This is a genomic window from Blastopirellula sediminis (assembly GCF_020966755.1).
Taxonomy (GTDB): Bacteria; Planctomycetota; Planctomycetia; order Pirellulales; family Pirellulaceae; genus Blastopirellula; species Blastopirellula sediminis.
Genome location: NZ_JAJKFT010000010.1, coordinates 475,550 through 502,369, shown reverse-complemented (window position 1 = coordinate 502,369; position 26,820 = coordinate 475,550). Strand labels below are relative to the sequence as shown.

Below are 26,820 nucleotides of genomic sequence, written 5' to 3'. Positions count from 1 at the left end.
GCTTGATGCGCCGCGGCGTTATTTGTTGAGTAGGTTGAGGAATCGACCGTACGCTTCGTCCCATGCGGTCGTGTTGCGAGGCTGGAATTCGGTAACCGCAAAGCTGTTGCGAACCACTTCGCGGCTTTCCCACAAGTTGCCGATGTCGCCGAGCGAAACGGCTTGCGTCATCAAGTTGCCGACCGCCGTCGCTTCGGTCGGACCCGCGACGACGCGGCATTTGCAAGAGTCGGCTGCGAACTGGCTGAGCAGCGTGTTCTGCGCCCCGCCGCCGACGATATGAATCGTGTCGATCTCGCCGCCGGTCAGCTCTTGCAGCCAACCATGGACCTGGCGGTAACGCATCGCCAGGCTTTCGAGCGCACAGCGGATTACTTCGCCTTCCGACTGCGGCGGCTTTTGACCGGTGCGCGTGCAGAAGTCGCGAATCGCCTGCGGCATGTTGACCGGGGCCGAGAAGCTCGGATGATCGGGATCGATCAGCGACGCGAGCGGAGTGGCCGCTTCCGACATGCGGACCAGTTCGGACCAGCTGTATTCGTGCCCCGCTTCTTTCCAGATGCGGCGGCATTCCTGTACCAGCCAGAGCCCGCCGATGTTCTTCAGCAGCCGGGTCGTGCCGCCGATTCCCCCTTCGTTGGTGAAGTTGTACTCGGCGCACTTGGCGTTGATGACCGGGTGGGTCGTTTCGACCCCCATCAAGCTCCACGTGCCGCTGGAGATGTAGCACCAGTTGGGCGTTTTGCCGGAGGACTGTGCGGCCGGAACGGCGGCGACGGCGCTGGCCGTGTCATGCGTGCCGGGCAAGATCACCTCGGCGGTTCGAATGCCGGTCGCGGCGGCGACTTCGGCTCGCAGCTTGCCCAGGTTCGTACCGGTCGGGAGGATCTCTTTGAAGACGCTGGGGAGGCCGAACTTGTCGATCAGCTTTTTCGACCAGCCCTTGGTGACCGGATTGTAGAGCTGCGTCGTGGTGGCGTTGGTAACTTCGTTCCCTTTTTCGCCGGTCAGCAGCCAATGAAAAATATCGGGCATCATCAAAAAATCTTCCGCCGCGTCGAGGATCGAACTTTGCGCCCGACGCATCGCATAGAGCTGATAGAGCGAATTAAATTCGAGAAATTGCAGCCCGGTTTCGGCGAAGATTTCTTCCCGCGTGGCGATTTGAAAGGCGTCGTCGAAGATCCCCTTGGTCCGGGGATCGCGGTAATGGCGCGGGTTGCCGAGCAGCTCGCCGTCGTCTCCCAGGAAGGCGAAGTCGACGCCCCAGGTATCGACCCCCATGCTGACGATGTCATCCCCATATTTCGCTTTGGCCGCTTTCAGCCCTTCCTTGATGTTCTTCCAAAGGAGGAGCAAGTCCCAGTACATGCCTCCGGCGGCGTGGGTCGGCCCATTCTCAAACCGGTGGAGTTCTTCCAGGCGAATTCGCTCGCCATCGAATACGCCGCCGAGAACGCGGCCGCTCGAGGCGCCGACATCAACTGCTAAATAGGTTTTGGTCGCCATCAGAATCTTCGCTTTGCATGGGGGGGATTTTCGCTAAGTCTTCCGGCGGCTCAGTTTAAAGCCTATTCGGAGCGGCTGCAATTTACCTACCGAACCAGTGCGCGGACTTTGCGTCTCTGTGACGCCCCCCGCATTTTTTCGCTGTGGATGCTACATTAGGCGACGGATAGACCTCTGGGAGATTGCATGCAACCGACGACTGCGGAACAAGTCGTTCTCGACCTGATCGTGATTCTGACGGCAGGCGCCCTTTCCGGCGCCTTCTGCCGCCGGTTTCATATTTCGTCGCTGGTCGGCTATTTGATCATCGGCGCCATCTGCGGCAGCGGTGGGCTGGGGCTGTTTACCAGCGAAAGCGAAGTGCTGGCCCATCTGGCCGAAATAGGGGCCCTCTTCCTCCTCTTTTCGATCGGGATGGAAATCTCGCTCGACGAGGTCCAGGAGTTCGCCTTCCGCCTGTTGGTTGGGGGGCCGATCCAGTTAATTGCGGTCTCGGTCCCGGCAGCGCTGATCATTCGTGGGCTCGGTTTCGATTGGTCGGCGGCCATCCTGTTGGGGTCGGCGATCGCACTTAGCTCGACGGTGCTCGTCTTCCGTGCGCTGAAAGAAGCAGGCGTGCAAACGTCGGTCGCCGGCGTGTCGTCGATCAGCGTCCTGATTTTCCAAGACATGGCGATCGTGCCGCTGATGCTGATGGTCCCGCTGTTGGCCGGAGCGAGCGAAAAATCAGGACTCGATCTGGCGAAACTTGGCCTCTATTCGCTGATGTTCTTGGCGATCATCCCGGTCTCGGGAAGCATCGTCCGCAGGATCGGCGTTCCGGTGCTGCAGCGACTGCGGAGCCGCGAACTGCTCGTGCTGTTTGCGCTGGCGGTGCTGGGGGGGATGTGCTTTCTCGCCCATGAACTCGATCTACCGGCGGCGCTGGGCGCCTTTGCGGCGGGGCTGATTTTGTCGGGCAATCGCCTGACGCAGCAGGTCGACGCGTTGATCTTGCCGTTCCGCGAAACGTTCGCGGCGATTTTCTTTATCTCGCTCGGCGGTTTGCTCCACATTGAGCAAGCGGTCCGCGATCCGGCGCTCGTTTTGATCGGTTTGCCGGTGATTTTGCTGCTGAAAACGATCGGCGGCGCTTTAGCGCTGCGAGCGGTCGGCGTCCGCTGGCCCGTCGCGTTCTGCTTTGGGCTTGGTTTGTCGCAGGTCGGCGAATTGAGCTTTTTGCTTCTCTCCGAAGGGATGCAACTGAAGCTGATCAGCGACGACCAATACAACCAGATGCTGGTCTTAGCGATCGCGACGCTGCTGCTGACGCCGGCGATGATCAAGTACGGCATTCGTGCCGTGGGGGATCGTCTGTCGGAGGTGGTCAAGCATGTCAAAAAGCTGAAACGCCCCCCGTCCGACGTGAAAGAGGCGGTAGTGATCGGCGTCGGTCCGATCGCCAAGCAGGTTGCGTCGCGGTTTGAGATGCTGGGGATCTCGGTCTGCTTCGTCGACATGAACGCGGTGAACACTTATCCGCTGGAGCAACTCGGCTTTCGAACTGTGACCGGCGACGCGACCAAGATGAAGACGCTGGAGCAAGCGGAAGTCGATCGCGCGCAGTTGGTGCTCGTTTCGGTCCCCAGCGATGATGCGGCGGTGGCGATCGTCCGCTCGATCCGCAAGCTGAACAAAAAGGCGACGATCATGGCACGCTGCCGCTATCTGGAAACGCGCGGGCGGCTAACCGCCTCGGGCGCCGACCTGGCGATCGACGAAGAGTCGCACGTCGCCAGCGCCTTGCTGACGATGGTCGATTCCCTCGACCTGGCGCCTCACTAGGTGGTAACCGCCTGGTGCCATGCTCTTGCGGCGATAGCCGGATGAGCATGTCTTCAATGCGGTTTACCAGGGCGAAGACATGCTCATCCGTCGAAGACGCCGCAAGAGCATGGCACCATCGATCCCGTCTGTGGCGGGGTAATTCCCTCCGAAAATCGACAAAATCGTCCCAATCTGAAGTTCCGCCCGCTTTGTAACCGATGAAGAGAGTTGGCATCGGAAGGATTGTTGACTAAGTTGGTCAACATGGTTTAGATTTGAGTTGGCTCAGCACGGATGTGGAGTTACGACGTGGAGAAATCAGTCGTCAAACCAACGCAAAACCCTGTTAGAAAACGACTTTCCGATATTTTGAAGCCGGCAATGAAGACGCAAGTGCTGACCGAATCCGGAAAACTTGAGCCGACCGAAGAGCTTCTGGCCGAATTGGCTGCGAAGAGCGAAGAGCTTGAATCGGCGACTCCGGAAGAAATTATCGCTTGGGCGGCCGAGCGATTTGGGACGAAGTTGACCATGGGAACCGCCTTCGGTCCCGAAGGTTGCACGATCCTCTACATTCTCTCGAAGATCGCCCCCGAGACGCCGGTCTTCAATCTCGACACCGGATACCAGTTTCGCGAAACCCTAGAGCTCCGCGATCGGATCGCCGAGAAGCTCGGGATCGAGGTCGAACTGATGAAGCCCGATCTGACCGTCGAAGAGTACGAAGCGCAGACCGGCGGCTTGCCCCTCTACAAAACGAACCCGACGCAGTGCTGCTTCGATCGCAAGATTACCGTGCTGAAGCGCGGCGCCGAAGGGAAGCATGCCTGGATCAGCGCGATCCGCCGCGATCAAAGCGATGACCGAGCCCGTGCGTCGATCGTCGGCTGGGACAAAAAGTTCGGCTTGGTGAAAGTCAATCCGCTGGCCAACGTGACGAAGTCATGGGTCTGGAAAATGATCACCGACCATGACATCCCGTATAACCCGCTGCATGACCAGGGTTACACCAGCATCGGCTGCTGGCCATGCACGCGAGCCGTCACCGCCGGCGAAGATGAACGAGCGGGACGCTGGAGCGGTTTTGCGAAGACCGAGTGCGGACTGCACACGCTGGACGACGACACGAACAAGTAATCGCCATCATGTTGCGGCGTAACGGCCGCGTGAATTGTTTTGAACATCTCCGCCAAAACCGAATACGCATGCGTCGCCATGATCGAATTGGCGGCGCTCTACGAATCTGGCGAACCGGTTCGCGTTCGCGAGTTGGCGGCGACGCATGGCATTCCGGTCAACTTTCTGACGCAGATCCTGCTGCAGCTCAAAGGCGCCGGGATGGTGCAAAGCACCCGCGGTTCGACCGGCGGCTATCGCTTGGCCCGCGATCCAAGTGAGATCTCGATCTACGACATTCATCGGGTGATCGAAGGCGACAACGATCAACCGTGCGGCGCGCTGCAAAAGCCGACTCCGGCCGCGGCGGCGCTGAAGAGCCTTTGCTGCGAAGCGGCGGCGGCTCAGCGCGAAATTCTCTCGTCGGCGACGCTGGCCGACATGGCGGAAAAGGCGGGGAGCACCGTCGAAGATATGTTCTATATCTAGTCGTCTTCTTCCGAGTCGTCATCGAATTCGAGAGAGAAGTCCTGATCCACTTTAGCGTTGGCGTACAGGAATCCTGCGAACAATGCGACCGCGAGGCACAGTACGCTCGCGATGCAGAACACCGCCAGATAACCATTGTCGGCGTTTCCGGCCAAGAGCAGCAGCCACATGAACAGAGCGCCGATGGCGCCGACCATTAGGCCGACGATCACAAAGCGGCGATAAGCGGTGGAAGCAATCAACCCGCCAAGTCCGCCTCCCCACACGGCGAAGGCGATCGCGACCATTACCCCTTGGGTCAGGAGGGAATCCTTCGAGCCCGGCAGCGGCAGAACGAGTCCTTCATTTCTTTGCCCGATTGCCGAGACGTCATGCGCCGCAACGCCGCCGCCTATCAATAATCCGAGAGCGAGGCCCGTGAACATGATCCAGTTGTGCGGCGCTTGGCATTCGGGCGTCAAAAAGTGGAGCAGCTTTTCAGTCGCCCATTTCGAGATCGGATCGACGTCTCCTTGTGCGGGCGGTTGGATCATCTTGTCCGCGATTTGGCTTCCGGCGACTGGAATGTTGCGGGCGATGGTCATAGCCGCCAGGCCGGTCGCGACCCGCTCTCCCGAAACGCCGGGAAGGCTAAGCGCGCCGCCGATAATGGCGCCCAGCAACGCGATTACGATCGGCGCCGTCGCCTGCCAGATGGTGAAGAACATGATCAACCCCGGGGCCGCTCCAATCGCGGCGCACAGTAACGCCGTCAACGTGATCGATGTGGTCGAGCGTGGAGCGCGCTTCGCCTTGCGTTTGGATTGGATCTTCAGCACGCCATGCGTCACCAGTTGCTTTTCTCCGCACACGCCGCATGCGGTTGTAAAGCTAGCGGGCGCTGTACCACTAGGAAGGTCTGGATAGATCTCCGACATCAGTTGCGAAGGGGGAGCGAGCAGTTCGTCGAAGTCGCACCCTTCGCAGCGGCAAATCGTCCAATCGGGTCGCTCTTTCCAGTACTGCTTCGAGATCATGACGCCGCACAACGTCGACGACGAGATGATGAATGAGATGCGATCTCCCTGTTTGACCGACTTCAGATGTTCGACGGGATCTTGGACGCGACCCACGAAAAGGTTCTCCTCCGGCATCGATTCGAACTCGACAAGGCGGACTTCGGGTTTGGCTTTGCTAGGATGTGGACCGCCGTCATGAAGTAAGACCTCATACTGGTCCTTCGGATAGAGGGGGACTTGCCGGCGAACGATCGGATGGCTGAGCCAAGGTCGGAGCGGATCGGCGATTTTCGAGGGTGTCATCGAGGACGCGTCCGAAGGGCGAATTGAAGAGGGGCGAATCGGATCGCATCTTAAAGGTCGGCAGTCCGTCGTTCAACGATTTTTAAGGAGGCTCGCGCTCCTTTTGGCGGCGTTGGTAATAACTGGTAAGATGGAAGTCCCCCTGTTTCATCCCCCCAGCTCACCTTCCCCGTCGAGATCGTGCCATGAAAACGCTTGGTTCGCTGCTCATCGCGCTTGCATTGACCGCAGCTTCCTTCGCCTTCGAGATTCACATGTCTCCCAATGGCGACGACACGGCTGACGGCACTGCCGCCGCGCCGCTCAAGTCGTTCCCGGCCGTGCTGGAGAGATTGAAGGGTTGGCATGCCGACGGCGATGTCGAGGTCGTCATGCAGGCTGGCGTCTATCACGTAGAAGAGCCGATCGTCGTCGGGCCTGAGCATCAGCCGGCTGGTTGCAAAATCTTGTTTCGCGCGGCGCGTGGAGCCTGGCCGTCGATCAGCGGCGGACGCAAGATCACCGGCTGGGCGGTCGACGAGAACGGCGCTTGGACGACCGAAATTCCGGAAGTAAAGCAGGGCGAGTGGCGATTTCGCGAACTGTTCGTCAACAGCGCGCCGGCGACGCGGGCCCGTCATCCGAACGAAGGCTATTTCCGAATCGAGAAGTCGCTTCCGGATCGCCGCAGCGGTTTCACTTTTAAGCCTGGGGACATTCCCGCTGCGGCCAATGGCGCCGAGCTCGTCTTTCTGCATGACTGGTCGATGTCGCGGATCGATATCGCGTCGATCGATGAAGCGACCCACACGCTGAAGACGAAGTTTTCGATCGGTCCGTCGGCGGCGCATTACGCGATTGACCACTTCGAGCCCCACCCGCGCTATTACCTGGAAAACTCTCTGGCGCTGCTCGATCAGCCGGGCGAATGGTACCTGGACGAAGCGTCCGGCAAGTTGACCTATCTGCCGCGTGAAGGAGAGACGCTGGAAAACACGGAGTTCATCGCACCGGCGGCGAAGCAATTGGTGGTGGTGCGTGGAACGGACAAGAAACCGGTTTGCGGCGTTCGGTTTGAGTTTATCGAGTTTCAACATGCCGCCTGGCCGTTGCCGGCGGAAGGTTACGCGTCGTCGCAAGCGACCATGCATGAAGCGCGCGATGCGTCTCCCCGGTCGAATTCTCGCGGCATCATGCCGGCGGCGATCTTGTTTGAAATGGCGGAAAACTGCTCGATCGTCGACGGCCGGATCGCCAACATCGGCTGCTCTGGCGTCTGGTTCGGCTCGCGCACCAAGAACTGTTTCATCGAGCGTTGCCTGATCGAGGATATCAGCGGCAACGGCGTGAACATCGGCGAAGACCGCAATCGTCGCGTCGATGGAAAGCCGTGGAGCGAAGCGGCGCCGCAGCAAATTGCCCGCGGCAATCGGGTGGAGAATTGCGTCATTCGCCGCACCGGTCGCCAGTTCTTCGGCTCGATCGGCGTCTGGGTGGCGTTCGCCGCTGAGACCAAAGTGGTCCACAACGAAATCACCGACCTCCCCTACTCCGGCGTTTCGGTCGGTTGGCTTTGGAATCCGACGCCGACCCCGGTCGAAAAGAACGTGGTCGAAGCGAATCATATCCATCACGTGATGCAGAAGCTGAGCGATGGGGGCGGCATCTATACGCTGGGACGACAGCCAGGCACGCGTCTGGCCGGCAATCACATTCATGACATTCCGCTGAACGCCGGTCGGGCCGAGTCGAACGGGATGTTCCTCGATGAAGGAAGCGATCAGATCACGATCGAAGGAAACCTGATCTACAACATCGATCGTTCCCCCTTACGCTTCCATAAGGCGCAAGAGATGTTCGTACGCCGCAACGTCTTGGTCTGCCGCGACGCCGCGATTCCCCCGCTTCGTTACAACAGCACGAATCCCGAGACGATCGAGCAGACCGATAACGTCGTGCTGACGGCCGACAAATTCGACCTGGCGACCTACGAGAAGATGGTTGCCGGGAGCGGCGTCGAGCAGACCCCTCCGTTTTTGCTCCCCCGTCAATATTGACGCGCGGTGGGAAGATGCGGGCAGGGTCGATTGGCTTATTCGTTCCGGCAAAGCGGGACGATACCTGAGAATGCGGCAGCCGAAATCGGGTTTCGGCGCCAGCGAACCCTTGGGGGGCCAAGTTTGGATCGCCACGCCATCGATCTATTTCAGCTGAAAAAGCGAATGGGACTGTCGTGCGGCATCGAGACGACGCGGCAGTACGTGGATGTGCTGCGCATTCAGCCAACCAAGGGGCCCCTGCAGAATCGCTCCTCTACTCTGCTGTCAGAGCCGGCGCCGAAGCGCCCGTCACGGCACTTCCTGCATTTGGCGCTAGGCCGCATCGGGGTCTAGCTGGTCATAGGCGGCCGCAACTGCCGCTGCCGCCGCTAGCGCTGCCGTTTCAATCCGCAAGATGCGTTTGCCCAAGCGGAAGCCGCGCCACCCGGCTGCTAGCGCCGCTTCGTACTCGGCCGGCGAAAAACCTCCCTCGGGACCGACCGCGATGATCACGTCGGTCGGCACGCTCGGCAAAAGGTCACTGACAGCTTCCTGGGCGACCGGATCGGCGATTAACCGCAGCGCGCTGGGTGAGGCTTCCCAAAAAGATGGGAGCGACGCCGACTCGCCGATTCGCATCAAGCGGTTCCGCTCGCATTGCTTGCTAGCGTCGATGACGTAGCCGCGAAGCTTGTCGAGCGACTTTTCTTTTTTCAGCGAGCCGCTCCGTTCGGTCTCCAGCGGCACGAGATCGGTCACCCCTAGCTCGACGCACTTTTCGACCAGCCACCGCTGGCGATCTCCCTTCGGCAGTGCAGCGGCGATCGTGAGCGAGACTGGAAGCTCGCGGCTTACTTCCTGCCGCTCCAGGATCCGGGCAGTCGCCGATTTGCGGCCGACGGCGATGATCTCGGCGGCGAACTGAGCGCCGCTATCATCGAACAGCGTCACTTTATCGCCAATTTTTGCTCGCATCACATGAAGCAGGTGATGGGCCTCTGGCCCCTCAATATCAACGGTTTCTGCAGTAATTGGGGCTTCGAGGAAAAATCGATGCGACATGAGCGGGATGCTAGCTCAGTTTGGTTGAGAGAATGCCTACAGGGTGCGTGCCGATTTTACCGAATAACGAAGGTGGACGAATACCCTCCGAAGCGTATGATCGCCGATGTCCCCAAACGACTATCCCAATAACCACCTGAGCGACGAGCAATTGCTCCGTAGCGCGCCGTTTGCCGAAGCTTGGGCACGGCTCGACTACGTCTGGCAGTCGAACCGGCGCTGCGCGGTGGTGATCGGACCGTCGGGGGTCGGCAAGTCGACGCTGTTGGCTCGCTACGGCGCCCAGTTGGAAAAGAAGCACGTTGCGGTCGCTCAGATCGCCGCGACTGGACTGGCCGCCTACGACATGGCCACGATGCTGGTCGAAGCGTGGGGAGGCCGTCTGAAGCCCGCGCAGTACCCGACCATCGCCCTGGCCGATCAGCTGTCGGTTCTGACGGCGGAGCGTCACGCCGCGGTCCTCTTTTTGGACAACGCCGACGAGATGACGATGGACGCCACTAACGTCGTGCTCCAGCTGCTTCGCGCTCCGGCGCATGACGGCGTGAAGCTGACGGTGGTGCTAGCGGCGCAGGAAGGATCGCTCCGCAAGATCGATCGCCGCATTCTGGAACTGTGCGAGCTGCGAGTCGATCTCGAGCCGTGGACCGTCGAAGAGACGCAAGACTTCGTCGAGTCGACGCTGCTGGAGCAGGAGGATTTCCCCGAAGTGGACGAAGCGGCGATCGCTCGGATCCATGCGCTGGCGGAAGGTTCCCCCCGCCGCGTTACGCAGCTGCTCAATCTGAGCCTGACGGCCGGCGCCGCCCAACATCTGCCGCAGATTGATGCGGAGACGGTGGAAGGACTCTACGGCGAGCTGGGCGTGCTCTAAACGTCCCCTCTTTAGTAGCCCGAAGCGCAAGCGAGGGAAATGCGTTCGGCGAGTTTTATCGACGTTGCGCTTGCTCCACCCACTCTACGTACGCTTCCCGCCCTTCGCTGGATGGATGGCCGCATTTCCCTCGCTTGCGCTTCGGGCTACTAAGGAGCAGCGCATGAAAAACGACGCCGCAGTCTGCCTGCGGCGTCGCTTGATTTCGGCACGAACTTCGAAGTTCGCTTAGTGGACTCGGTGCCCCGGTTTGGCGCCTTCGTCGACGGTCAGAACGAAGACTTCGGCGCCCCCTTCTCCGGCGGCGGCGACCATTCCCTCCGACAGACCGAACTTCATCTGCCGCGGTTTCAGGTTGGCGACCATCACGACCAAGCGGCCGATCAGATCTTCCGCCTTGTAGGCCGCTTTGATCCCGGCGAAGACCTGGCGACGTTCGTCGCCGCCGAGGCTCAGCGTCAGCTTTAGCAGCTTGCGAGCTTCGGGCACTTCTTCGGCATGCAACACGCGGGCGACGCGGAGGTCGACCTTCATGAAGTCATCGATCGTGCATTCTTCGGCCAGCGGTTCGGCGGCCAGCACGTCGGCGCTGTCGTTGTACTTGGCGGCGACTTCGTCCGCGGGGCTCGCGGCGCCTTCGGCCGATTCTTCTTTGCTTTCTTCAATCATGGCTAGAACTCGTTTCGTATCGACTCGTTTCATCAAGTGTTCGAATTTGTTGACCGCCGTCCCGGTCAGCGGCGTTTGCGACTGATCCCAGGAGGTGATCGGATCATTCAGCAAGGCGCCGACTTCGCTCGCCAACTTCGGCAGCACCGGCGACAAGTAAACGATGATCTGGCGGAAGAGGTTGATCCCGACCGTGCAGACGTCTTGCAGCGTTTGCGCGTTGGCCGGATCCTTTCGCAGCTCCCACGGCTTGTTCCCTTCGATGTAGGGATTGGCGCGGTCGGCCAATTCCAAAATCAAACGCATGGCGCGGTTGTAGTCGCAAGCTTCGTACGCAGCAGCGATTTCGGCGCCAGCTTTGGCGGCCTGTTCAAACAGCCCGCCGTCTTCGGGATACGTTTCCGACAGACCGGTCGACTGCACGAACTTCGCACAGCGGCTTGCGATGTTGACCACTTTGCCGACCAGGTCGCTGTCGATCTTCTCGGCGAACTCTTCGACGTTCAGGTCGAGGTCGTCCAGACGCGGGCCCAACTTGGTCGCGTAGTAGTAGCGGATGTAGGCCGGATCGAGATGCTCCAGGTACTTCGCCGCTTTGACGAAGGTCCCCTTGCTCTTCGACATCTTCTCGCCGCCGACGGTCAAAAAGCCGTGGATGTGCACCTTGGTCGGCAGATTGAAGCCGGCCGTCTTCAGCATGCCGGGCCAGAAGAGGGTATGGAAATAGGTGATGTCTTTGCCGATGAAGTGGTGGATCTCGGTCTCGGGATCTTTCCACCATTTGTCGAGCGACTCGCCATTCCTTTTACACCACTCCCAGGTCGAAGCGATGTAGCCGATCGGCGCGTCGAACCAGACGTACCAGTAGTTGCCGGGGCAGTCCGGAATCTCAAAGCCGAAGTAGGGACCAGGACGCGAAATGTCCCAGTCGCGCAGCTCTTCGTGCAGGAAGTGCCCCTTCAGGTAGTTGGCGACTTCGCTTTGCAGATGCTCGCCGCATTGCGACCATTCTTCGAGGAACGGATGGAGCTTTTCTAGCGCGACGAACAAGTGCGTCGCACTACGTAGCTCCGGCGTCGCGCCGGACAATGCGCTGACCGGATCAATCAGGTCGACCGGCGTGTACGTGTGCCCGCATTCGCAGCTATCGCCCGGTTGATTGGTGCGACCGCATTTGGGGCACGTACCGCGGACGAAGCGATCGGCCAGGAAGGTGTTGGCCTCTGGATCGAAGAGTTGCTCGACTTCCTTCTCGAGGACGAGATCGGCATCGCGAAGCGACTTCCAGAATTGGGCGCAAAGCTCGCGATTCTCGTCGCTGTTGGTCGAGCCGTAGTTGTCGAACTCGATGTCGAACCCGGCGAAGTCGGCCTGGTGTTCGGTGCTCATCTTGGCGATGAATTCTTCTTCGGTCACTCCGTTCCGCTTGGCGCTGATCATGATCGCGGTGCCATGCGTGTCGTCCGCGCAGAAGTAGCGGCAATCGTTGCCGCTCAGGCGCTGAAAGCGGACCCAGATGTCGGTCTGGATGTACTCGACCAAGTGACCGATGTGGATCGGCCCGTTGGCGTAGGGAAGTGCGGAAGTTACGAGAATTCGTCGCGCAGTCATGGAAGAACCGTTGAAGTCGTTTTCCTGCCGAGAGTTAGGGCAAGTCGAACCGAGGATTGTACCGCAGCGGGGCTTGCTGGGCGAGATGACGCTGGCGGCGACATTCTCGTCACGCGGCCCGATTCTATCGCAGACATGCGACCAGACAGAGGGGTTCGGATGGGCCCCTAGCGGAAGCGACAAGAAAAAGAGACGGTCGAAAAGCATCCCGAAAGATGACATTTCCGACCGTCGCGCTTCGTTGGCTTATGGATAACCGGCGACGCCGCAAATAGGACGTACCGAGTGATCTACTAAGGAAACCATTCGTTTCGTCGCGGCGACGTTATTCCAGGTTCCCCGAAAAAAAACTGGAATTGTCCCGCCCCCCGATATCGCGATCCATCTACTGATCAAAATGGAGCACTAAAGGGTGGCACGTAGAGCGCAAAAGTGCGAGAAGCGGGCCTTAAACTCCATTGCGGGCGTTCGCATTTTCTTCCATTTATTGGACGAGAAAAATGGAAATGGCGATTGGTTTCGAATGTGGAAGTTTGATCGGTTGCGGAACGCTTGCGGGTTCGCATCCAGTCCGCACTACTTGTTGATATTTGAGTGGGAGTTCGCTCTGTGAAGGCTGCCGTACTGACGCAACTGAATGCCCCCCTGACGCTGGAGCAGCGCGAAGATTTGGCGCCCAGCGGCGACAGCGTCGTCGTTCAGTTGCACGCCGCTGCGCTAAACCGCCGAGACTTCTGGATCACCCAGGGGATGTACCCCGGCATCCAGTTTCCAGCCATTCTGGGATCGGATGGCGCTGGGGTGGTGAGCAAAGCGAGCGACTCGCCGGCGGCAAGCTGGATGGGGCGGGAAGTAATCATCAATCCTGGTTGGAAATGGGGAAACGATCCGCGCGCTCAAGGCTCCGCGTTCGAGATTCTGGGAATGCCGATCGATGGAACCTTTGCGACCGAGATCCTTGTGCCGGCCGAGTACCTCCACGAGAAGCCAAGTCATCTCAACTACACAGAGGCGGCGGCGCTGCCGCTGGCCGGGCTTACCGCCTATCGCGCCCTCTTCACGCAAGGAAAGTTGCAGCCCGGGGAAAAGGTGCTGATTAGCGGCATTGGCGGCGGCGTCGCAACTTTAGCGCTCCAGTTCGCTTGTGCAGCCGGAGCCGACGTGATCGTTACGTCTTCCTCGGCGGAGAAGATCGCCAGCGCGATCCGCTACGGCGCTCAGTATGGCTACAACTACAACGGGACCGATTGGGTCGGGGAAGCGACCACCGAATTTGGGCTGGTTGACCTGATCATCGACAGCGCCGGCGGCGTGGGCTATCGCAGCTTGCTTGATCTTGCGGCGCCTGGTGGGCGAATTGTGAACTACGGCGCGACGGCTGGTCCTCCGCCGAAGCTTGACTTGTTCAAGGTCTTTTGGAAGCAACTGCATCTCATCGGTTCGACGATGGGTTCGCCAAGCGACTTCTCCGAGATGCTCCACTTCGTCAACGAACACAAGATCAAGCCGATCGTCGACGAAACGCTGCCGCTTAATGCGGTGAACGAAGCGCTCGAAAAGATGCGTCACTCGACGCAGTTCGGCAAGATTACGCTCGATTGCCGTGACTAGTCGGCGGAGCCCCATCTTCGCCGGATATCGGCTCGAATGAGCCGAAGAAGTCGCCGGGGCGGACTCCATAGCCGTTCAAAAACTCGGCCGCTTGCATCACTCGCTTGCCGGCCGGTTGGACTTCGTCGAGCGAGATCTGTCCCGCCGCGGTCGCCACGACCAAACGGCCGTCGTCGACCGCAGCGACTTGTCCCGGCGCGACGCGAGCGTCGCTCGCCAGCGGCGTCATGCGTTTGACGATTAACCGCAGCGGTTCGGCGCCGTCGCGCAGCCAATGGGTAAAGGTCCCGGGCCACGGCTGGAAGGCGCGATGCTGGTTGTAGATCTCTTGCGCCGTGCGAGCCCACGGCAGATCGCCATCTTCTTTCCGCAAGCGTCGCGCTTTGGTGACTTTCGCCGGGTCTTGCAACTCGCCCGGCGGGTTGAGGCCATGCTCTTCGAGCAGCGCGATCGACTGCATCACTGGCTCAACGCCGAGTTGCGAGAGTCGCTCTTCCAGTTCGACGGCGTCTTCGTCCGGATCGATCGGCGTTTTGGCGACCGCCAGGATCGGACCGCCGTCGAGCTTCGGCGTCATGTGGATCACAGTGACGCCGGTCTCCGGATCGCCGTTGTGCATCGCCCAGTTCACGGGCGCGGCGCCGCGGTACTTGGGAAGCAAGGAGCCGTGGAGGTTGATACCGCCCAACTTGGCGAGCGACAGCGACTCAGCCGACAAGATCTGGCCATAGTCGCAGACGACGAACAGATCGGCGTCGTAGCTGCGCAAGATTTCGTGCGCTTCGGGCGTATTGACGCTTTCGGGCCAATGAACCGGCAGGCCCGCCTCTTCAGCGACGGCTCGCATCGGGCTGGGAGGCGGCTGGCGATTGCCGCGCAAGACGCGCGGCGGCTGCGTCAGCAGGGCGAGGACCTGATGCTGGGAGTCGAGGAGGCGGCGGAAGCTCGGCACGGCGAAAGGACCGGTTCCCATCATCACAATTCGTAGCATTTGGCGCCTCCTCGCAATAAAAAAAGCCGCCGGCATGGATACCGGCGACCTTGTTTAGTTTAACGAATTTTGACCGCGTCTGCAGTTAGCTGGCGCCTTCGGCGGTCGACGAATCCCCTTCGTCCTGCTTCTCGGCTTCGCCGGTAACGCGAGTTCGCTTCGGCGCGTCGGTGCCGGGGACGATGCGGGGACCGTGCGAATGCTCTTCGATCACGCGGCGCAGTTCTTCGCCATCGACCGATTCGACTTCGATCAGCCGTTTGGCCAGGGCGATCAGCGCGTCGCGGCGGTCGGAAAGGAGCGAGCGGGTCTTTTGCAGCATTTCGTCGAGGATCCGCTTGATTTCGATGTCGATCTCGCGGGTCGTCTCTTCGCTGTGCGAGCGACTCCGTTCATCCGAGGCTTCCGGAATGAAGGCGGAACGTCCGCTTTGGCGATAGTTGACGCGGCCCAATCGGCTCATGCCGTAGTCGGTCACCATGCCGCGGGCCAATTCGGTCGCGCGTTCCAAGTCGTTCGAGGCGCCGGTCGAGATTTCGTCGTAAACCATCTCTTCGGCCACGGTCCCGGCCAGCAGCACTTGGATGCGGCTTTCGAGCTCTCCCTGGGTCATCAGGAAGCGATCTTCGGTCGGACGCTGCATCGTGTAACCAAGCGCCGCCAGACCGCGGGGAATGATCGACACTTTGTGAACCGGATCGGTATTCGGCAGGCAGTAGGCGACCAGCGCGTGTCCACTTTCGTGGTAGGCGACGCGGTTCTTTTCCTCTTCCTGCATCACGCGTTGTTTCTTCTCGAGACCGGCCGTGACCCGTTCGACCCCTTCGTCGAATTCTTCCATCGAGACGGCGGGCTTTCCTTTACGAGCGGCGAGCAGGGCCGCTTCGTTGACCAGATTGGCCAGATCGGCGCCGGCGAAACCGGCGGTGATCGAAGCGACCTTCTTCACGTCGACCGATTCGTCGAGCTTCACCGATTTGACGTGGACCTTCAAAATGTCGGCGCGACCGGCGGCGTCGGGACGATCGACCAGCACCTGGCGATCGAAACGACCGGGACGAAGCAGCGCCGGATCGAGCATCTCGGGACGGTTGGTCGCCGCGATGATGATGATCCCGCTGTTGGAGTCGAAACCGTCCATCTCGACGAGGAGGGCGTTGAGCGTTTGTTCTCGTTCATCATGCCCGCCCACCATGCCGGAGCCGCGGGTCTTGCCGAGGGCGTCGAGTTCGTCGATGAAAATGATGCAGGGGCTTTTGGCCGCCGCTTGCTGGAACATGTCGCGAACACGCGCGGCGCCGACGCCGACGAACATTTCGACAAAGTCCGAGCCGGACAAGCTGAAGAAGGTGACGCCTGCTTCGCCGGCGATCGCCTTGGCGAGGAGCGTTTTGCCGGTTCCCGGAGGACCGACCAGCAGCACTCCCTTCGGAATGCGACCGCCCAGCTCTTGGTATTTGTCCGGAGAGCGGAGGAAGTCGACGATTTCTTTGACTTCTTCGACCGCTTCTTCGATGCCGGCGACATCCTCAAACGAGATGTTGAGGTCGTCCTGCATGTGCATCTTGCCGCGGCTGCGACCGAACGCGATCGCGCTGCCGGCGCCGCCGAGACGACGCATCATCAGGTAGAAGAGGATCACGATCAACGCGGTCATGAAGAGGAGACCGCCGTAGATCTCGAGGAAGCCGTCTCCCGGATCGCCGCTGTAGTCTTTAAAGCCGTGCGCCTTCAGGGCGTCGGTGATTTCGTTCAGGCTCTGCTCGTCGCCGGGCAAGTAGGTGACGATCGGCACCCCTTTTTGCTTGCTCGAAGCGATGTCTTTATTGTCGGCGTCGAGATCTTCGCGATCGACAACCGCGCTGACCATCGACTTGCTGACGGTCGCGTTCCGAAAATTCGAATAGAGGATCTTCTTCCCCTTCGAGTTTTCGATCGACAGACTGCCGACCGGCTTGCCGGAGGCGTCGGGCTCATGCGCATCGATCAGGTCGACCAGCTGGGCCGGCGTGATCGTATCGCGTGAGGGGCGAATGAAGTAAATCGCGATGAAAAACGCGACGACGATCGCCACAACGATGTACAGGATCGAGTTGTTAGCGCGAGAGTCGCCCGAACGGCGAGGGGGTTCGTCGTGATTATCCATGAGCAACCAGGTAAGAGTGTCGCGGCGGGGAGCCGGAGAATTCCAGGATTCGAGGGTCAGCCGCTATTATACAACGCGATGTTTCGAGCCAATGGATTGCCCAGTTTGACGAAAACGGCTCGACTTGCTGCGATGGGAGATTCTTCCTAGAATTCCCCTGCTTCGCAAGTACTTGTCGCATCTAGAGATGTGCGCATCGCTCGCAGCCCAAGGCGCGGCCGTTCGGTTGTCGTAGAATGCAAAAAGCATTTTCCTACCCGGTCCGCTTGGACGGCTAGTAGCGATTGCGCCGCTCAGGGGCGAAGTCGCAAGCGGTCTCCCCAACTTCCAACTCCATCGATCGAATCGTCGACATGACGGCCGCACCTCAAAATGTTGCGTTGCTTGGCGCTACCGGTAGCATCGGACGCAGCACGCTCGATGTGATCGCCGCGTCGGCCGGTCGCTATCAGTGCTATCTGTTGACGGCGCATCAAAAACTGGACGAACTTGCCGCCGCCGCGCGACAGTTTGTTCCCCGGTATGTGGTCGCCACCGACGCCGAAGCGGCGGCAAGTCGCGATTGGTCCGATCTGCCGGCCGATACCGAACTGCGAATCGGCCCCGATGCGATCGCCGAATTGGTCGCGCATGACGACGTCGATATCGTCGTCGCGGCGATTGTCGGACGAGCGGGACTGGAAGGAACCTGGGCCGCCCTGGAAGCCGGCAAACGGGTCGCCCTTGCAAACAAAGAAACGCTGGTTCTGGCCGGGGGGCTGGCGATGCGGTTGGCCGCCGAGCGAAACGCCCAGATTCTGCCGGTCGACAGCGAACATAGCGCCATTTTCCAGGCGCTCCAGGCGGGCAAATCGAACGAAGTGGCCCGGATCATTTTGACCGCGTCGGGCGGGCCGTTTCGACATCACACGCTTGAGCAGCTGGAGCAAGTCACGACCGCCGAGGCCCTAAATCACCCAACTTGGAAAATGGGGCCTAAGATTACGATCGATTCAGCGACCATGATGAATAAGGCGCTGGAAGTGATCGAGGCTCGCTGGTTGTTCGATATGCCGGCCGAAAAGATCGACGTGGTGGTCCACCCCCAATCGGTGGTTCATTCGCTGGTCGAGTACGTCGACGGGTCGGTGATGGCGCAATTGAGCCCCCCCGACATGAAATTACCGATACAATACGCAATGTCGTATCCCGAGCGCTTCCCTGGCCCCGCTCGAAGGCTAGACTTCACCATCGCGTCCGCTTGGGAGTTCCAGCCTCCAGACTTCGACCGCTTTCCCGCGTTGTTGTTGGGAAAAGAGGCGGCCGAACGCGGGGGGACGACCGGAGCGGTCTTGAATGCCGCCAACGAGGCGGCGGTGCAGAGTTTTCTCGACGGCGAGATCTCTTTCACCGACATATCCCGGGCATGTCGTGCTGCGCTGGACAGCCACGACTTTGACCCGAACCCAACGATTGATCAACTACTCGCGCTCGACGCATGGGCGCGTAGGGAGGTTTCCGCGTGGATTACGTGCTGTTAGCCGAGACGAATTTTCTGGGCATTCTGACCAACCTCGGCTTTTTCGCCATGGGCGTCGCTGGACTGGGCCTCGTGATTTTCATTCACGAGCTGGGTCACTTTTTGGCCGCGAAGGCCTGCGGCGTGAAGTGCGAAAAGTTCTACGTCGGGTTTGACGCTCCGATTTCGATCGGCCCTTGGAAGTTCAGCGCCCTCTGGAAAAAGCAGTGGGGCGAAACCGAATACGGCATCGGGACGATTCCGCTCGGCGGTTACGTCAAGATGCTCGGCCAGGACGACAATCCGGCCGCCGCCGAAGAAGAAATCGCTCGATCCAAGGAAGGGGGCGAAGGTGGTCAACATGACCCGCGCAGCTACCTGGCCAAGTCGGTTCCGCAGCGCATGATGATCATTTCGGCCGGCGTGACGTTCAACGTCATCTCGGCGGTTATCTTCGCCGCGATCGCCTACATGATCGGCGTCAGCTACACGCCGTGCGACGTCGCTTACGCTCAGCCTGGCGGACCGGCCTGGATCGCCGGTATTCGTCCCGGCGACAAGATCTTGTCAGTCACCCCCGGCGCCGAGCCGAACGAGAACCTCCGGTTCCGCAAAGACCTGACGCTCGCCGTCGTGATGAACGGCGACGAAAAGGCGATGCCGATCGTGATTCGCCGCGACGACAAGCTCCTCGATTTTGACGTCCAGCCGAAGAAGCCGTTCCCGAAGGCCGACTTCCCGCTGTTGGGAATCTCCCCCGAAAACACGCTGAAAGTCGCCAAGCCGAGCGAAGAGTACGCGATGCTGGTCGGCGATCCGGAATGGATGAAGCAACTGCAAACCGACGACCTGCTGGTCGAAGTCGACGGCAAGCCGATCGCCAATTACGTCGAGTGGGAAAACATCCTCGCGACTCGCCCGGCCGATACGCTGAAGCTGAAGTTTGAGCGGACCGAAGGTTCCGGCGACGCTGCGAAGAAGTCGACCTACGACATCGAACTGCCGCCGACCCCCTATCGCCAGACCGGTCTGGTGATGGAGATGACGCCGATCGAGCATGTGCAAGCTGGTTCGCCGGCCGAAACGCAAGGTTTGAAGGCCGGGGACAAGCTGGTGAAGATCGGCGACGTTACGGCCGCCGACGGCTATACGCTCGCTTCCCGTTCGGCCAAGTACGCCGGGCAGACGGTCGACGTGGTAATTACCCGCGACGGCGAAGAGAAGACTTTCCTGATCCCGATGCGTCGGCCGCTGCAGTACAACACGCAAAGCGGCTACGGCAGCGAGTTGGCGGTCGACATGCTGGGCGTTTCCTATTCGCTGACCAATCGCGTCGCCGACGTCTTGGCCGGAAGTCCCGCCGAAGCGGCCGGCCTGAAAGCGGGAGACGAGATCCGCACGCTGAAGCTAAAGCCGACCGACTCGCAAAAGGAATCGGGCTACTCGTGGCCGAAGAGCGACGAACCGCTGAAGCTGATCGAAGACGAGGTCGATTGGCAAGACGCGTTCAACGCCGCGTTCCAGTATCTGCCGGCCGAAGTTCCGGTCGAAGTGATTTTCCACCGGGAAGGGACCAACGAAACGCAAACCGCGTTGATCACGCCGGTCGACTCCAAAGATCAGTTCATCGAACATCGCTACATCGTCTTCGTCTCGCCCAGCCCGAAGTACGTCGCCAAATCGCTTGGCGAAGCGTTCGCGCTTGGTTTCCAGGAAACCGGCAGCGGAATGGGCCAGGTCTTCGCGATGCTTCGCAAGCTGGTGACCGGCAAAGTGCCGCTCGCCGGGTTTGGCGGACCGGGAACGATCCTGGCGGTCGCGACCAGCGAATCGTCGCAAGGGCTCGGACGGTTGTTGCTCTTTTTGACGCTGATCAGCGCCAACCTGGCGGTGATCAACTTCATGCCGATTCCGGTTCTCGACGGCGGGCACATGGTCTTTCTGCTGTACGAAGGAATCATGGGTAAACCGCTCGACGAGAAATGGATGATGCGGCTCACCTTCGCCGGCTTAGCTTTCGTGTTGCTGCTGATGATCTGCGTGATCGGGCTCGATATCAATCGCTTCCTGCCTTGGATCACGGGGTAAGAGCAACGTGCTTCGTTCTCCGCATCTGGTCCGCTGCGTCTTGTTTGACGCAGTGGGGACGTTGATCTATCCGCATCCCAGCGTCGCAGCCGTCTATCAGGCGGCCGGCGTCGCCAATGGATGCGATTTGCCGATCGAGACGATCCGGACGCGGTTTCGCGAGGCGCTGGTGCACTACTCGGTTTCGGCCGATCTTCGTTCGGACGAAACGCTGGAACGCCAACGGTGGCGGCAGATCGTCGCGCACGTCTTCGCCGAATCGGAAAGGCCTGACGCAATCTTGGAGCGACTTTGGAATCACTTCGCCCAGGACGACAGCTGGAGCGTCTATGAAGATGCGCTGCCAACGCTGGAGAAACTGGGCCCCAGCTACCGAATCGGCCTGGCGTCGAACTTCGATCAACGCCTAAGAGGAATCGCCGGGCATTGGCCCTGCCTGGCCGATGCGATGCTGTTCGTCTCGTCTGAGGTCGGCTGGGCGAAGCCGAGCCCGCTCTTTTACGGGCTGATCGCCCAAGTGCTCCAGCTGCAGCCGCATCAGATCTTGCTGGTCGGCGACGACGCGCGCAACGACTATCACGGCGCCACGGCGGCCGGCTATCAGGCGTTGTATCTGACGCGCGACGGCAACGTGCCGGAAGACATCGAAGCGGAAGCGACCATTCAGTCGCTGACCGAAGTTGTGACGCGGCTCGCATAAGGCCGGCGCACAAAAAAGGGAACGCCATGCTGGCGTTCCCTAGGTCGAAAAGCGAACAAGTCGCTATCCGAGGCTATTTCGTTTTAACGTCGATGGCGAGACTTCCGGCGTTTTGATCGTTCACGTCAATGGTCGTCGTGTACTCGGCGAAAATCTGCTTGCCGTACGGCAGCTCTTGATCAGGCTTGGCGTTGCCGTCAAAGCCGTTGATCCGGACGCGATAGGCGCCGCTGGACAAACGTTGTTTCGCATCTTTCGTATCGAAGGAGCCGTTGACGATCGCCGACGAGACCGCAGGTCCGCTATGACCTTTGGACGAATCGGGGCTGAGGAGGATCGTCCCCTGCGGAACCGGGTTTCCTTTGTAGGTCACACTACCGGCGGCGACGAAGCCCGGGGGCTCCGACGAACCGCAGCCGCTTCCCAACAGGATCGCCGCAGCGGCGAGGACGCCAACGACGCAAAAGCGAGTTATCATAGTAACGTCTCTAACGTGGATAAGTTTCAGGAAGAGTGCGCTGGCGAGCGATCGTTAGTCGAGCGTCAGCGTTTCGCCGCCGCCGCAGCTGGCCGCGGACAGCAGAGCGTCATAGTTGATCGTTTCTCCGACGAAGCGGACCGAAGCGTCGCCCAAGGCGAACAAGCAGCCGCCCGGGTGATTGCTGCCGTAGCTCATGTCGTTGAACAGGGCCGTGTAGTCGGCGTTGATTGGCTGGGCGACGTTCTTGCAAGGCGCCATGAAGTCGTTCGACTTGCCGCCGCGCGACCAGGGACGATAACGCGTCGCGTTGCCGTTGCGTGCGTTCCACGAGATTTCGCCCAGGAAGAGCGTGTTGCTGGTGCCGTCGGTGATGTCGCGCATTTTGCGAACTTCGTCGTGGTACCAGACCCCTTCTCTTGAGAAACCGCCGTGACTGCCGCTGGTGTTTTCTTTGTAGGCGACGCCGCTCGACGGGTTGGTTCCGGTCGGGCCCATCACGCCGTAGTAGTGCGTGGTGTAGTAGGCGGAGTTGTCGTCCGCTTTTTCCGACGAACCGCTCGGGCAGAGGAACGGTTCCATCCGGGTCGAGCGGAACGGCGCGTTAACGCCGGTGTCGTAGTTGACGGTCATGTCCATCTGATCAAACAGATTCGTCTGTTCGATGAACGGCAAAATGGCGACGTGCCAGCCGACCATGTTGCTGCTGCCGCGCGAGCCGTATGGGAAGCTCTTGGTGGTGTCATGGTAGTTGTGCAGCGCCAAGCCAAGCTGCTTCAGTTGGTTGGAGCAGGACATTCGACGAGCCGCTTCGCGAGCCTGTTGGACGGCCGGCAGCAGAAGCGCAATCAATACCCCGATAATCGCAATGACGACGAGCAGTTCGACCAAGGTGAACGCCGACCGGCGACCTGACCGCTGCAGCAACGAAACGGACATACAGACACCTCAAACGTGGAAGAGAGAAGAAAAAAGAATGAAAAGCAGTAGCGCGGCAACTGTCGAAGCAGGGACGCGTGTCCAGTGAAAATCCGGGAGGAAATCAAGACTATTCCGGTCATCGACCATCAGAATGGTGGCAGATGACGGAAAGGGGTCAGATTTCGGGTTTCCCGTATGTGCAAATACAAGGCATAAGGTTGCATCTATGCGTTTATCAGGCCCATAGACAACCGCGCAGAAGAGATCTCAAGATTCTACAGGTTCCCCTAATCTTTATTAGACGAATTGGCAAAATTTATTCAGGATTTCGGGAAATTTTTCATTTTCGATGAGTCCATGCGCTCCCGAAGGGGGGCGGCGGATGCGTTGGATTAGAAGAGCGATCGCAAGACGCGATTGACCAACGCAAGAAATTGCCACGCTAGCGGCAAGCTCGGCGAACGATTAATTGTCCAAGCGGCGCGAAGGAATTTGGATCACGCCCAAGTCGGTTACCTGGTCGGCGACGACCTCGATCTGGTGCAATCCTTTCCGTTCGTTCTGATATTGGCCGAGCAGTTTGAACTCATTGACGTAGCCGCAGGCGGTATGCCAGAACTGAAACGTCCACGTTCCCGCCGGCACATTGGCGATCTCGAACTCTCCCTTCTCATTGGAGATCGCGACGTAAGGAGATTCGCGCACGATCAGATACGATTCGACCCAGGGATGGATCCGACTGTTGATCACGCACGGCGTGCGCTCTTCGAGCTCGAAGCGCTTATCCTCCTGGCCGCCGTTCGCGGCTAGCTGCGGACGGAAAGCGGGATTGAAGAATGCGTTGATCGCCAATTCCTCGGCGGCAGGATCGAGGTTTTTGAACCTCACCGTTTGCGAGGTACGAGTGAAGGCCAGGTACGGATGGAGGATGAAGCCGCGGCAGGTAAGTTCGACCACGTCATTGGCCGACGCTGCGTAGCTGGGATGCGGTTCGGGATAGGCATCGCCTTTGGGAACCGCGAGCCAAAGCGCGACGTTCGGCAATTCTCCGTTGGGGCCGATGACCAGCTTTTGGTTGGGGACTGCGCCGACTGGAGCGCCGAAGATGGGGACGGGGATCGCCTTCGCGGGCGCGATCTTGCCGTCGACGACGAACTTTCCCTTGATCGTTCCCCAGCCGTCCGCCTGGGCGAAGGCGCCGAACTGGAGCGTCACAAGGAGCGCCAGAACGAGGGTTCCCAATTTCATGCGGCGGACCTCCATGCGGTTCGGAGCGGAAAGGAAAGCTTCCGGCTATTCTATGGGGTCGCGCTCCGCGGTGCGAGAAAAATCGGCGGGCGGAGTTCGTTTCGACGCCCAGAGACGCGTCAGCCCGTAGCTCAAAAAAGTCAGCAGCGCCAAGGTCGCGAGCGTCACGAACGGAAACATCCAGAGCGGAATCGCGAGACGATGGGTGTGCGGAACCGATCCAAATTCGCCGGTATCATGCAGCCACAAAAAGATCGCATGGGTATTCGAGAACGTGAGGAGTTCGACGCCATAGCTGACGCCCAGGAAAATCGCGATCAATATCGCCGGTGCGAGAGCGTGACGAGCGATGAGTTCGAGCCGAGAGGACATAGCGCACCGTTATTTGGCGGCGGCGTTCTCCGCCGATTCGCGGGCTTTGACGAGCAAGCGGTTTAACTCTACCAGCTCGGCCTTGGTCATGTGACCCAGGTTCAGTTGATGAATGTCGACCAGCGGAGCGGCGAGTTCGGCGATCAGCGCCTCCCCCTTTTTCGTCAGCTTGATCCGGATCACGCGGCGGTCAGTCTGCGAGCGAGTCCGCGAGACCAGGCCCGCCTCTTTCAGTCGGTCGATCAGGCGGGTGATGTCCGGCACCCGAGTCACCATCCGACTGACGATTTCGAGACATGGCAACCCCGGCGGCTCGGCCGCTTCCAGGATGCGGAGGACGTTGTACTGGGCGCTCGAAAGGCCATGCTGCTTCAACAATTGGCTGGGCGCGGCGGCGACCATGTTATGCGTGCGCAGCAGGTTTAAGTACGTCTCCTGCGGCAAGGAGTCGAACGGAGCGGACTTTTTCAGCTGTTGCTGCAGGATCGATTTGGACACGCCGGCGGCTTCCGTAAGAGGTATGGTCGCACCGAACAATAATTGTTCTCACAACCATATCTGTCAAGCCAAGCGCGCCGTTGGGGCGTACCGCGCATAAAAAAAGCCGACCGCAACTTGGTTGCGGTCGGCCACGTGGGTTTCGGCGAAATACCCTCGCGTCCCAGGAAAATGCCACGAGGGCATTTACCTGCATTGTTCTTAGTTGGCGCCGTTGAGCGACGGTTTGCCGGTCGGATCGGTGTCCTTCGGCTCTTCGTCGGTCAGCGACGGGCGCTTCGCGTCGTCCATCGGGGTCATCGGGCCGCCCTGGCCGATGTCTTCCATCGGGCTTTCCGACTCTTCCGACGACTCTTCTTTTTCTTCTTCGGCCGCCGGCTTCTTGGCTTCGGTCGGGGTCGGTTGGACGATCACCGACGGGGTGGTCGAGAGCGGAGCGTACTGCGTAATGGTCGTGCTCGGCGACGGGACGATCACGCTCGCCGACGAGTTGAGCGGGACACGCATCGTGACGACGCGCGGGGTTCGCTTGACCATCTGCTGTTCGGTCCAGACCGGTTCCAGCTTGGTGTCATAAACGGTGCTCGTTTCCGAGACCCATTTCTGCACGCGAACCGGCGTCTGTTCCACCTTTTCTTCGTAAACCATCCGAGTCGTGGTGATTGGAACCTTGCGGACCACTTCTTCCTCGACCCAACGGCAAACCTTCACCGGAACCTTGTTTTCGACCCGTTCGATCACCGGGCGGCGAACCGTGACCGGAATCTGCTGGACCTGTTCGACCGACTCGTAACGAGTGGTCTGCATCGGAATCCGTTGAACTTGGATTTCTTCGTCATAGCGAATTCGCTGCACCGGAATCTGCTGCGTCACTTGCTGCGGCAGGAAGGTGGTGACCGGAACTTGCTGGGCGACGGTGGTCGGAACGATCGTCTGCACGTTGTTAAACGTGCCGGGACGTTGCGTCGGAACCCAGTGCAAACCGGCTCGGTCCCACATCGCGCGACCGGTGACCGGATCAACGTAGCTGGTGCCGGGGAGCCAACGGAGACGATTGCGAGTCGGCCCCGGTTCGTAAACGGTTTGATTGACGACCTGGTTCTGTTGCACCAATTGCGTTTGCAGCGTGGTGCTCGGAGTGTATTGAACGGTGGTCTGCGTCTGCATGACCGTTTCAGTCACAGGACGCTGCACGCGAACTTGCTGTTCGACGAAGGTCGTTTCGCAGACCGGGCGGAGGACCGTCGTGCGGCGTTCGCGCATTTCGGTTTCTTCGACGTAGCGAACCTGGTTGAAGCTCTGGTCGCGGATTTCTTCTTCCCAGACCGGCTTCATCACGCGGAAACGCTCTTCGCGTTCGCTCGTTTCGGTAACCGGCTTGGCGACCGTGAAACGACGCTCACGCATCTCGGTTTCCCAAACAGGACGGAAGGTCGTCACTTCGCGCGGGACCTGAACCTGTTGGTACTGCAGACGACGGACCGTGACCGGCTGATCTTCGTAGACCGTCTGCTGAATGATTTTGTAAGCCGGCGTGCAGCAAGGTTCGCAACAACTTTGTGCGAAGGTCGGCGACACGACGGCAGCCACAAGGGGCGCCGTCAAAACGAATTTGGAGAACATGCGGTTCATGATTTCGGTTCCTCGACCGGGGGTCATCAAAACGACCAGAGGTGCTCTGGGCAAAGTCCCTCTCGCTTGACGAGCCGCGGCAAGTCCGTCGCCGGGCGGCCTGGTTTTCAGGCAACTCGTTACTACAAGATTGCCAAAATTCAGCGCCCAATTCAAACGGATTATTTTGCGACTCGGGTCGT

At 59.9% G+C, this 26,820-nt stretch carries 21 protein-coding genes; 9 read left to right on the top strand and 12 right to left on the bottom strand.

The features are described from left to right. Positions 1 to 18 precede the first annotated feature (18 nt). On the bottom strand, positions 19 to 1,509 hold the full coding sequence (locus tag LOC68_RS13645) for a rhamnulokinase (protein WP_230219470.1): 1,491 nt from the start codon (positions 1,507 to 1,509) through the stop codon (positions 19 to 21). A gap of 186 nt (positions 1,510 to 1,695) precedes the next feature. Here LOC68_RS13645 and LOC68_RS13640 point away from each other — a divergent pair, with 186 nt between their 5' ends. The 3 genes from LOC68_RS13640 (at position 1,696) to LOC68_RS13630 (ending at position 4,920) form a co-directional block, all read left to right on the top strand. Then, on the top strand, positions 1,696 to 3,333 hold the full coding sequence (locus tag LOC68_RS13640) for a cation:proton antiporter (protein WP_230219462.1): 1,638 nt from the start codon (positions 1,696 to 1,698) through the stop codon (positions 3,331 to 3,333). 363 nt (positions 3,334 to 3,696) lie between these two features. After that, positions 3,697 to 4,452 carry a phosphoadenylyl-sulfate reductase gene (locus LOC68_RS13635; protein ID WP_230219460.1) on the top strand — a complete coding sequence of 252 codons (756 nt, stop codon included), beginning with the start codon at positions 3,697 to 3,699 and terminating at the stop codon, positions 4,450 to 4,452. Positions 4,453 to 4,491: 39 nt separating this feature from the next. Beyond that, on the top strand, positions 4,492 to 4,920 hold the full coding sequence (locus LOC68_RS13630; RefSeq protein WP_230219452.1) for an RrF2 family transcriptional regulator: 429 nt from the start codon (positions 4,492 to 4,494) through the stop codon (positions 4,918 to 4,920). Here LOC68_RS13630 and LOC68_RS13625 read toward each other — a convergent pair. Then, entirely contained in the window at positions 4,917 to 6,221 is a 1,305-nt protein-coding gene (locus LOC68_RS13625) for a hypothetical protein (RefSeq protein ID WP_230219443.1), read from the bottom strand. The genes LOC68_RS13630 and LOC68_RS13625 overlap by 4 nt on opposite strands. 185 nt (positions 6,222 to 6,406) lie before the next feature. Here LOC68_RS13625 and LOC68_RS13620 point away from each other — a divergent pair, with 185 nt between their 5' ends. Further along, entirely contained in the window at positions 6,407 to 8,257 is a 1,851-nt protein-coding gene (locus tag LOC68_RS13620; RefSeq protein ID WP_230219441.1) for a right-handed parallel beta-helix repeat-containing protein, read from the top strand. Positions 8,258 to 8,572: 315 nt separating this feature from the next. Here the strand turns inward: LOC68_RS13620 and LOC68_RS13615 are convergent, their stop codons facing one another. Continuing rightward, positions 8,573 to 9,301 (bottom strand): 16S rRNA (uracil(1498)-N(3))-methyltransferase, encoded by a 729-nt coding sequence (locus LOC68_RS13615; RefSeq protein ID WP_230219439.1) that lies wholly within the window; start codon positions 9,299 to 9,301, stop codon positions 8,573 to 8,575. A 106-nt stretch (positions 9,302 to 9,407) separates the two neighbouring features. On the opposite strand from LOC68_RS13615, the gene LOC68_RS13610 reads away from it, so the two are divergent. Beyond that, entirely contained in the window at positions 9,408 to 10,175 is a 768-nt protein-coding gene (locus tag LOC68_RS13610) for an ATP-binding protein (protein ID WP_230219436.1), read from the top strand. A gap of 228 nt (positions 10,176 to 10,403) precedes the next feature. Here the strand turns inward: LOC68_RS13610 and metG are convergent, their stop codons facing one another. Continuing rightward, on the bottom strand, positions 10,404 to 12,455 hold the full coding sequence (gene metG, locus LOC68_RS13605; protein ID WP_230219434.1) for a methionine--tRNA ligase: 2,052 nt from the start codon (positions 12,453 to 12,455) through the stop codon (positions 10,404 to 10,406). Positions 12,456 to 13,064: 609 nt separating this feature from the next. On the opposite strand from metG, the gene LOC68_RS13600 reads away from it, so the two are divergent. Then, entirely contained in the window at positions 13,065 to 14,066 is a 1,002-nt protein-coding gene (locus LOC68_RS13600; protein ID WP_230219425.1) for a quinone oxidoreductase family protein, read from the top strand. Here LOC68_RS13600 and fmt read toward each other — a convergent pair. Next, positions 14,044 to 15,057: a methionyl-tRNA formyltransferase gene (gene fmt / locus LOC68_RS13595; RefSeq protein ID WP_230219423.1), complete on the bottom strand. Its 1,014-nt coding sequence runs from the start codon at positions 15,055 to 15,057 to the stop codon at positions 14,044 to 14,046. The two genes, LOC68_RS13600 and fmt, sit on opposite strands and share 23 nt — an antisense overlap. Before the next feature lie 85 nt (positions 15,058 to 15,142). Then, positions 15,143 to 17,203, bottom strand: coding sequence for an ATP-dependent zinc metalloprotease FtsH (gene ftsH / locus LOC68_RS13590; RefSeq protein ID WP_230219421.1), 2,061 nt, complete (start codon positions 17,201 to 17,203; stop codon positions 15,143 to 15,145). A 353-nt stretch (positions 17,204 to 17,556) separates the two neighbouring features. Between ftsH and LOC68_RS13585 the strand changes: the two genes are divergently transcribed. The 3 genes from LOC68_RS13585 to LOC68_RS13575 are packed head-to-tail and all read left to right on the top strand — an operon-like array spanning position 17,557 to position 21,489. Further along, on the top strand, positions 17,557 to 18,723 hold the full coding sequence (locus tag LOC68_RS13585) for a 1-deoxy-D-xylulose-5-phosphate reductoisomerase (RefSeq protein ID WP_230219419.1): 1,167 nt from the start codon (positions 17,557 to 17,559) through the stop codon (positions 18,721 to 18,723). Then, positions 18,705 to 20,789 carry a site-2 protease family protein gene (locus tag LOC68_RS13580; protein ID WP_230219417.1) on the top strand — a complete coding sequence of 695 codons (2,085 nt, stop codon included), beginning with the start codon at positions 18,705 to 18,707 and terminating at the stop codon, positions 20,787 to 20,789. Before LOC68_RS13585 ends, LOC68_RS13580 begins: the two co-directional genes overlap by 19 nt. Before the next feature lie 7 nt (positions 20,790 to 20,796). Continuing rightward, on the top strand, positions 20,797 to 21,489 hold the full coding sequence (locus tag LOC68_RS13575) for an HAD-IA family hydrolase (RefSeq protein WP_230219415.1): 693 nt from the start codon (positions 20,797 to 20,799) through the stop codon (positions 21,487 to 21,489). 73 nt (positions 21,490 to 21,562) lie between these two features. On the opposite strand, the gene LOC68_RS13570 is transcribed toward LOC68_RS13575, so the two are convergent. The 6 genes from LOC68_RS13570 to LOC68_RS13545 form a co-directional block, all read right to left on the bottom strand. After that, positions 21,563 to 21,967, bottom strand: coding sequence for a hypothetical protein (locus LOC68_RS13570; RefSeq protein WP_230219413.1), 405 nt, complete (start codon positions 21,965 to 21,967; stop codon positions 21,563 to 21,565). 54 nt (positions 21,968 to 22,021) lie between these two features. Further along, positions 22,022 to 22,906 carry a DUF1559 domain-containing protein gene (locus tag LOC68_RS13565; protein WP_230219411.1) on the bottom strand — a complete coding sequence of 295 codons (885 nt, stop codon included), beginning with the start codon at positions 22,904 to 22,906 and terminating at the stop codon, positions 22,022 to 22,024. Between the two features lie 447 nt (positions 22,907 to 23,353). Next, a complete protein-coding gene (locus LOC68_RS13560; RefSeq protein WP_230219409.1) occupies positions 23,354 to 24,136 on the bottom strand; it encodes a hypothetical protein in 783 nt (260 codons plus the stop codon). Between the two features lie 45 nt (positions 24,137 to 24,181). Then, positions 24,182 to 24,508, bottom strand: a complete 327-nt coding sequence (locus LOC68_RS13555) for a hypothetical protein (RefSeq protein WP_230219407.1) — start codon at positions 24,506 to 24,508, stop codon at positions 24,182 to 24,184. Positions 24,509 to 24,517: 9 nt separating this feature from the next. Next, complete coding sequence (locus LOC68_RS13550; protein ID WP_230219405.1) at positions 24,518 to 25,006, bottom strand: MarR family winged helix-turn-helix transcriptional regulator; 489 nt, start codon at positions 25,004 to 25,006, stop codon at positions 24,518 to 24,520. 201 nt (positions 25,007 to 25,207) lie between these two features. Continuing rightward, complete coding sequence (locus tag LOC68_RS13545) at positions 25,208 to 26,638, bottom strand: hypothetical protein (protein ID WP_230219403.1); 1,431 nt, start codon at positions 26,636 to 26,638, stop codon at positions 25,208 to 25,210. Positions 26,639 to 26,820: the final 182 nt, after the last annotated feature.

Bases quoted from the DNA above. Each gene is read 5' to 3' on its own strand.
- LOC68_RS13645 (WP_230219470.1), bottom strand. From the start codon at position 1,509: ATGGCGACCAAAACCTATTTAGCAGTTGATGTCGGCGCCTCGAGCGGC.
- LOC68_RS13640 (WP_230219462.1), top strand. From the start codon at position 1,696: ATGCAACCGACGACTGCGGAACAAGTCGTTCTCGACCTGATCGTGATT.
- LOC68_RS13635 (WP_230219460.1), top strand. From the start codon at position 3,697: ATGAAGACGCAAGTGCTGACCGAATCCGGAAAACTTGAGCCGACCGAA.
- LOC68_RS13625 (WP_230219443.1), bottom strand. From the start codon at position 6,221: ATGACACCCTCGAAAATCGCCGATCCGCTCCGACCTTGGCTCAGCCAT.
- LOC68_RS13620 (WP_230219441.1), top strand. From the start codon at position 6,407: ATGAAAACGCTTGGTTCGCTGCTCATCGCGCTTGCATTGACCGCAGCT.
- LOC68_RS13615 (WP_230219439.1), bottom strand. From the start codon at position 9,301: ATGTCGCATCGATTTTTCCTCGAAGCCCCAATTACTGCAGAAACCGTT.
- LOC68_RS13610 (WP_230219436.1), top strand. From the start codon at position 9,408: ATGTCCCCAAACGACTATCCCAATAACCACCTGAGCGACGAGCAATTG.
- metG (WP_230219434.1), bottom strand. From the start codon at position 12,455: ATGACTGCGCGACGAATTCTCGTAACTTCCGCACTTCCCTACGCCAAC.
- fmt (WP_230219423.1), bottom strand. From the start codon at position 15,057: ATGCTACGAATTGTGATGATGGGAACCGGTCCTTTCGCCGTGCCGAGC.
- ftsH (WP_230219421.1), bottom strand. From the start codon at position 17,203: ATGGATAATCACGACGAACCCCCTCGCCGTTCGGGCGACTCTCGCGCT.
- LOC68_RS13585 (WP_230219419.1), top strand. From the start codon at position 17,557: ATGACGGCCGCACCTCAAAATGTTGCGTTGCTTGGCGCTACCGGTAGC.
- LOC68_RS13570 (WP_230219413.1), bottom strand. From the start codon at position 21,967: ATGATAACTCGCTTTTGCGTCGTTGGCGTCCTCGCCGCTGCGGCGATC.
- LOC68_RS13565 (WP_230219411.1), bottom strand. From the start codon at position 22,906: ATGTCCGTTTCGTTGCTGCAGCGGTCAGGTCGCCGGTCGGCGTTCACC.
- LOC68_RS13560 (WP_230219409.1), bottom strand. From the start codon at position 24,136: ATGAAATTGGGAACCCTCGTTCTGGCGCTCCTTGTGACGCTCCAGTTC.
- LOC68_RS13555 (WP_230219407.1), bottom strand. From the start codon at position 24,508: ATGTCCTCTCGGCTCGAACTCATCGCTCGTCACGCTCTCGCACCGGCG.
- LOC68_RS13545 (WP_230219403.1), bottom strand. From the start codon at position 26,638: ATGAACCGCATGTTCTCCAAATTCGTTTTGACGGCGCCCCTTGTGGCT.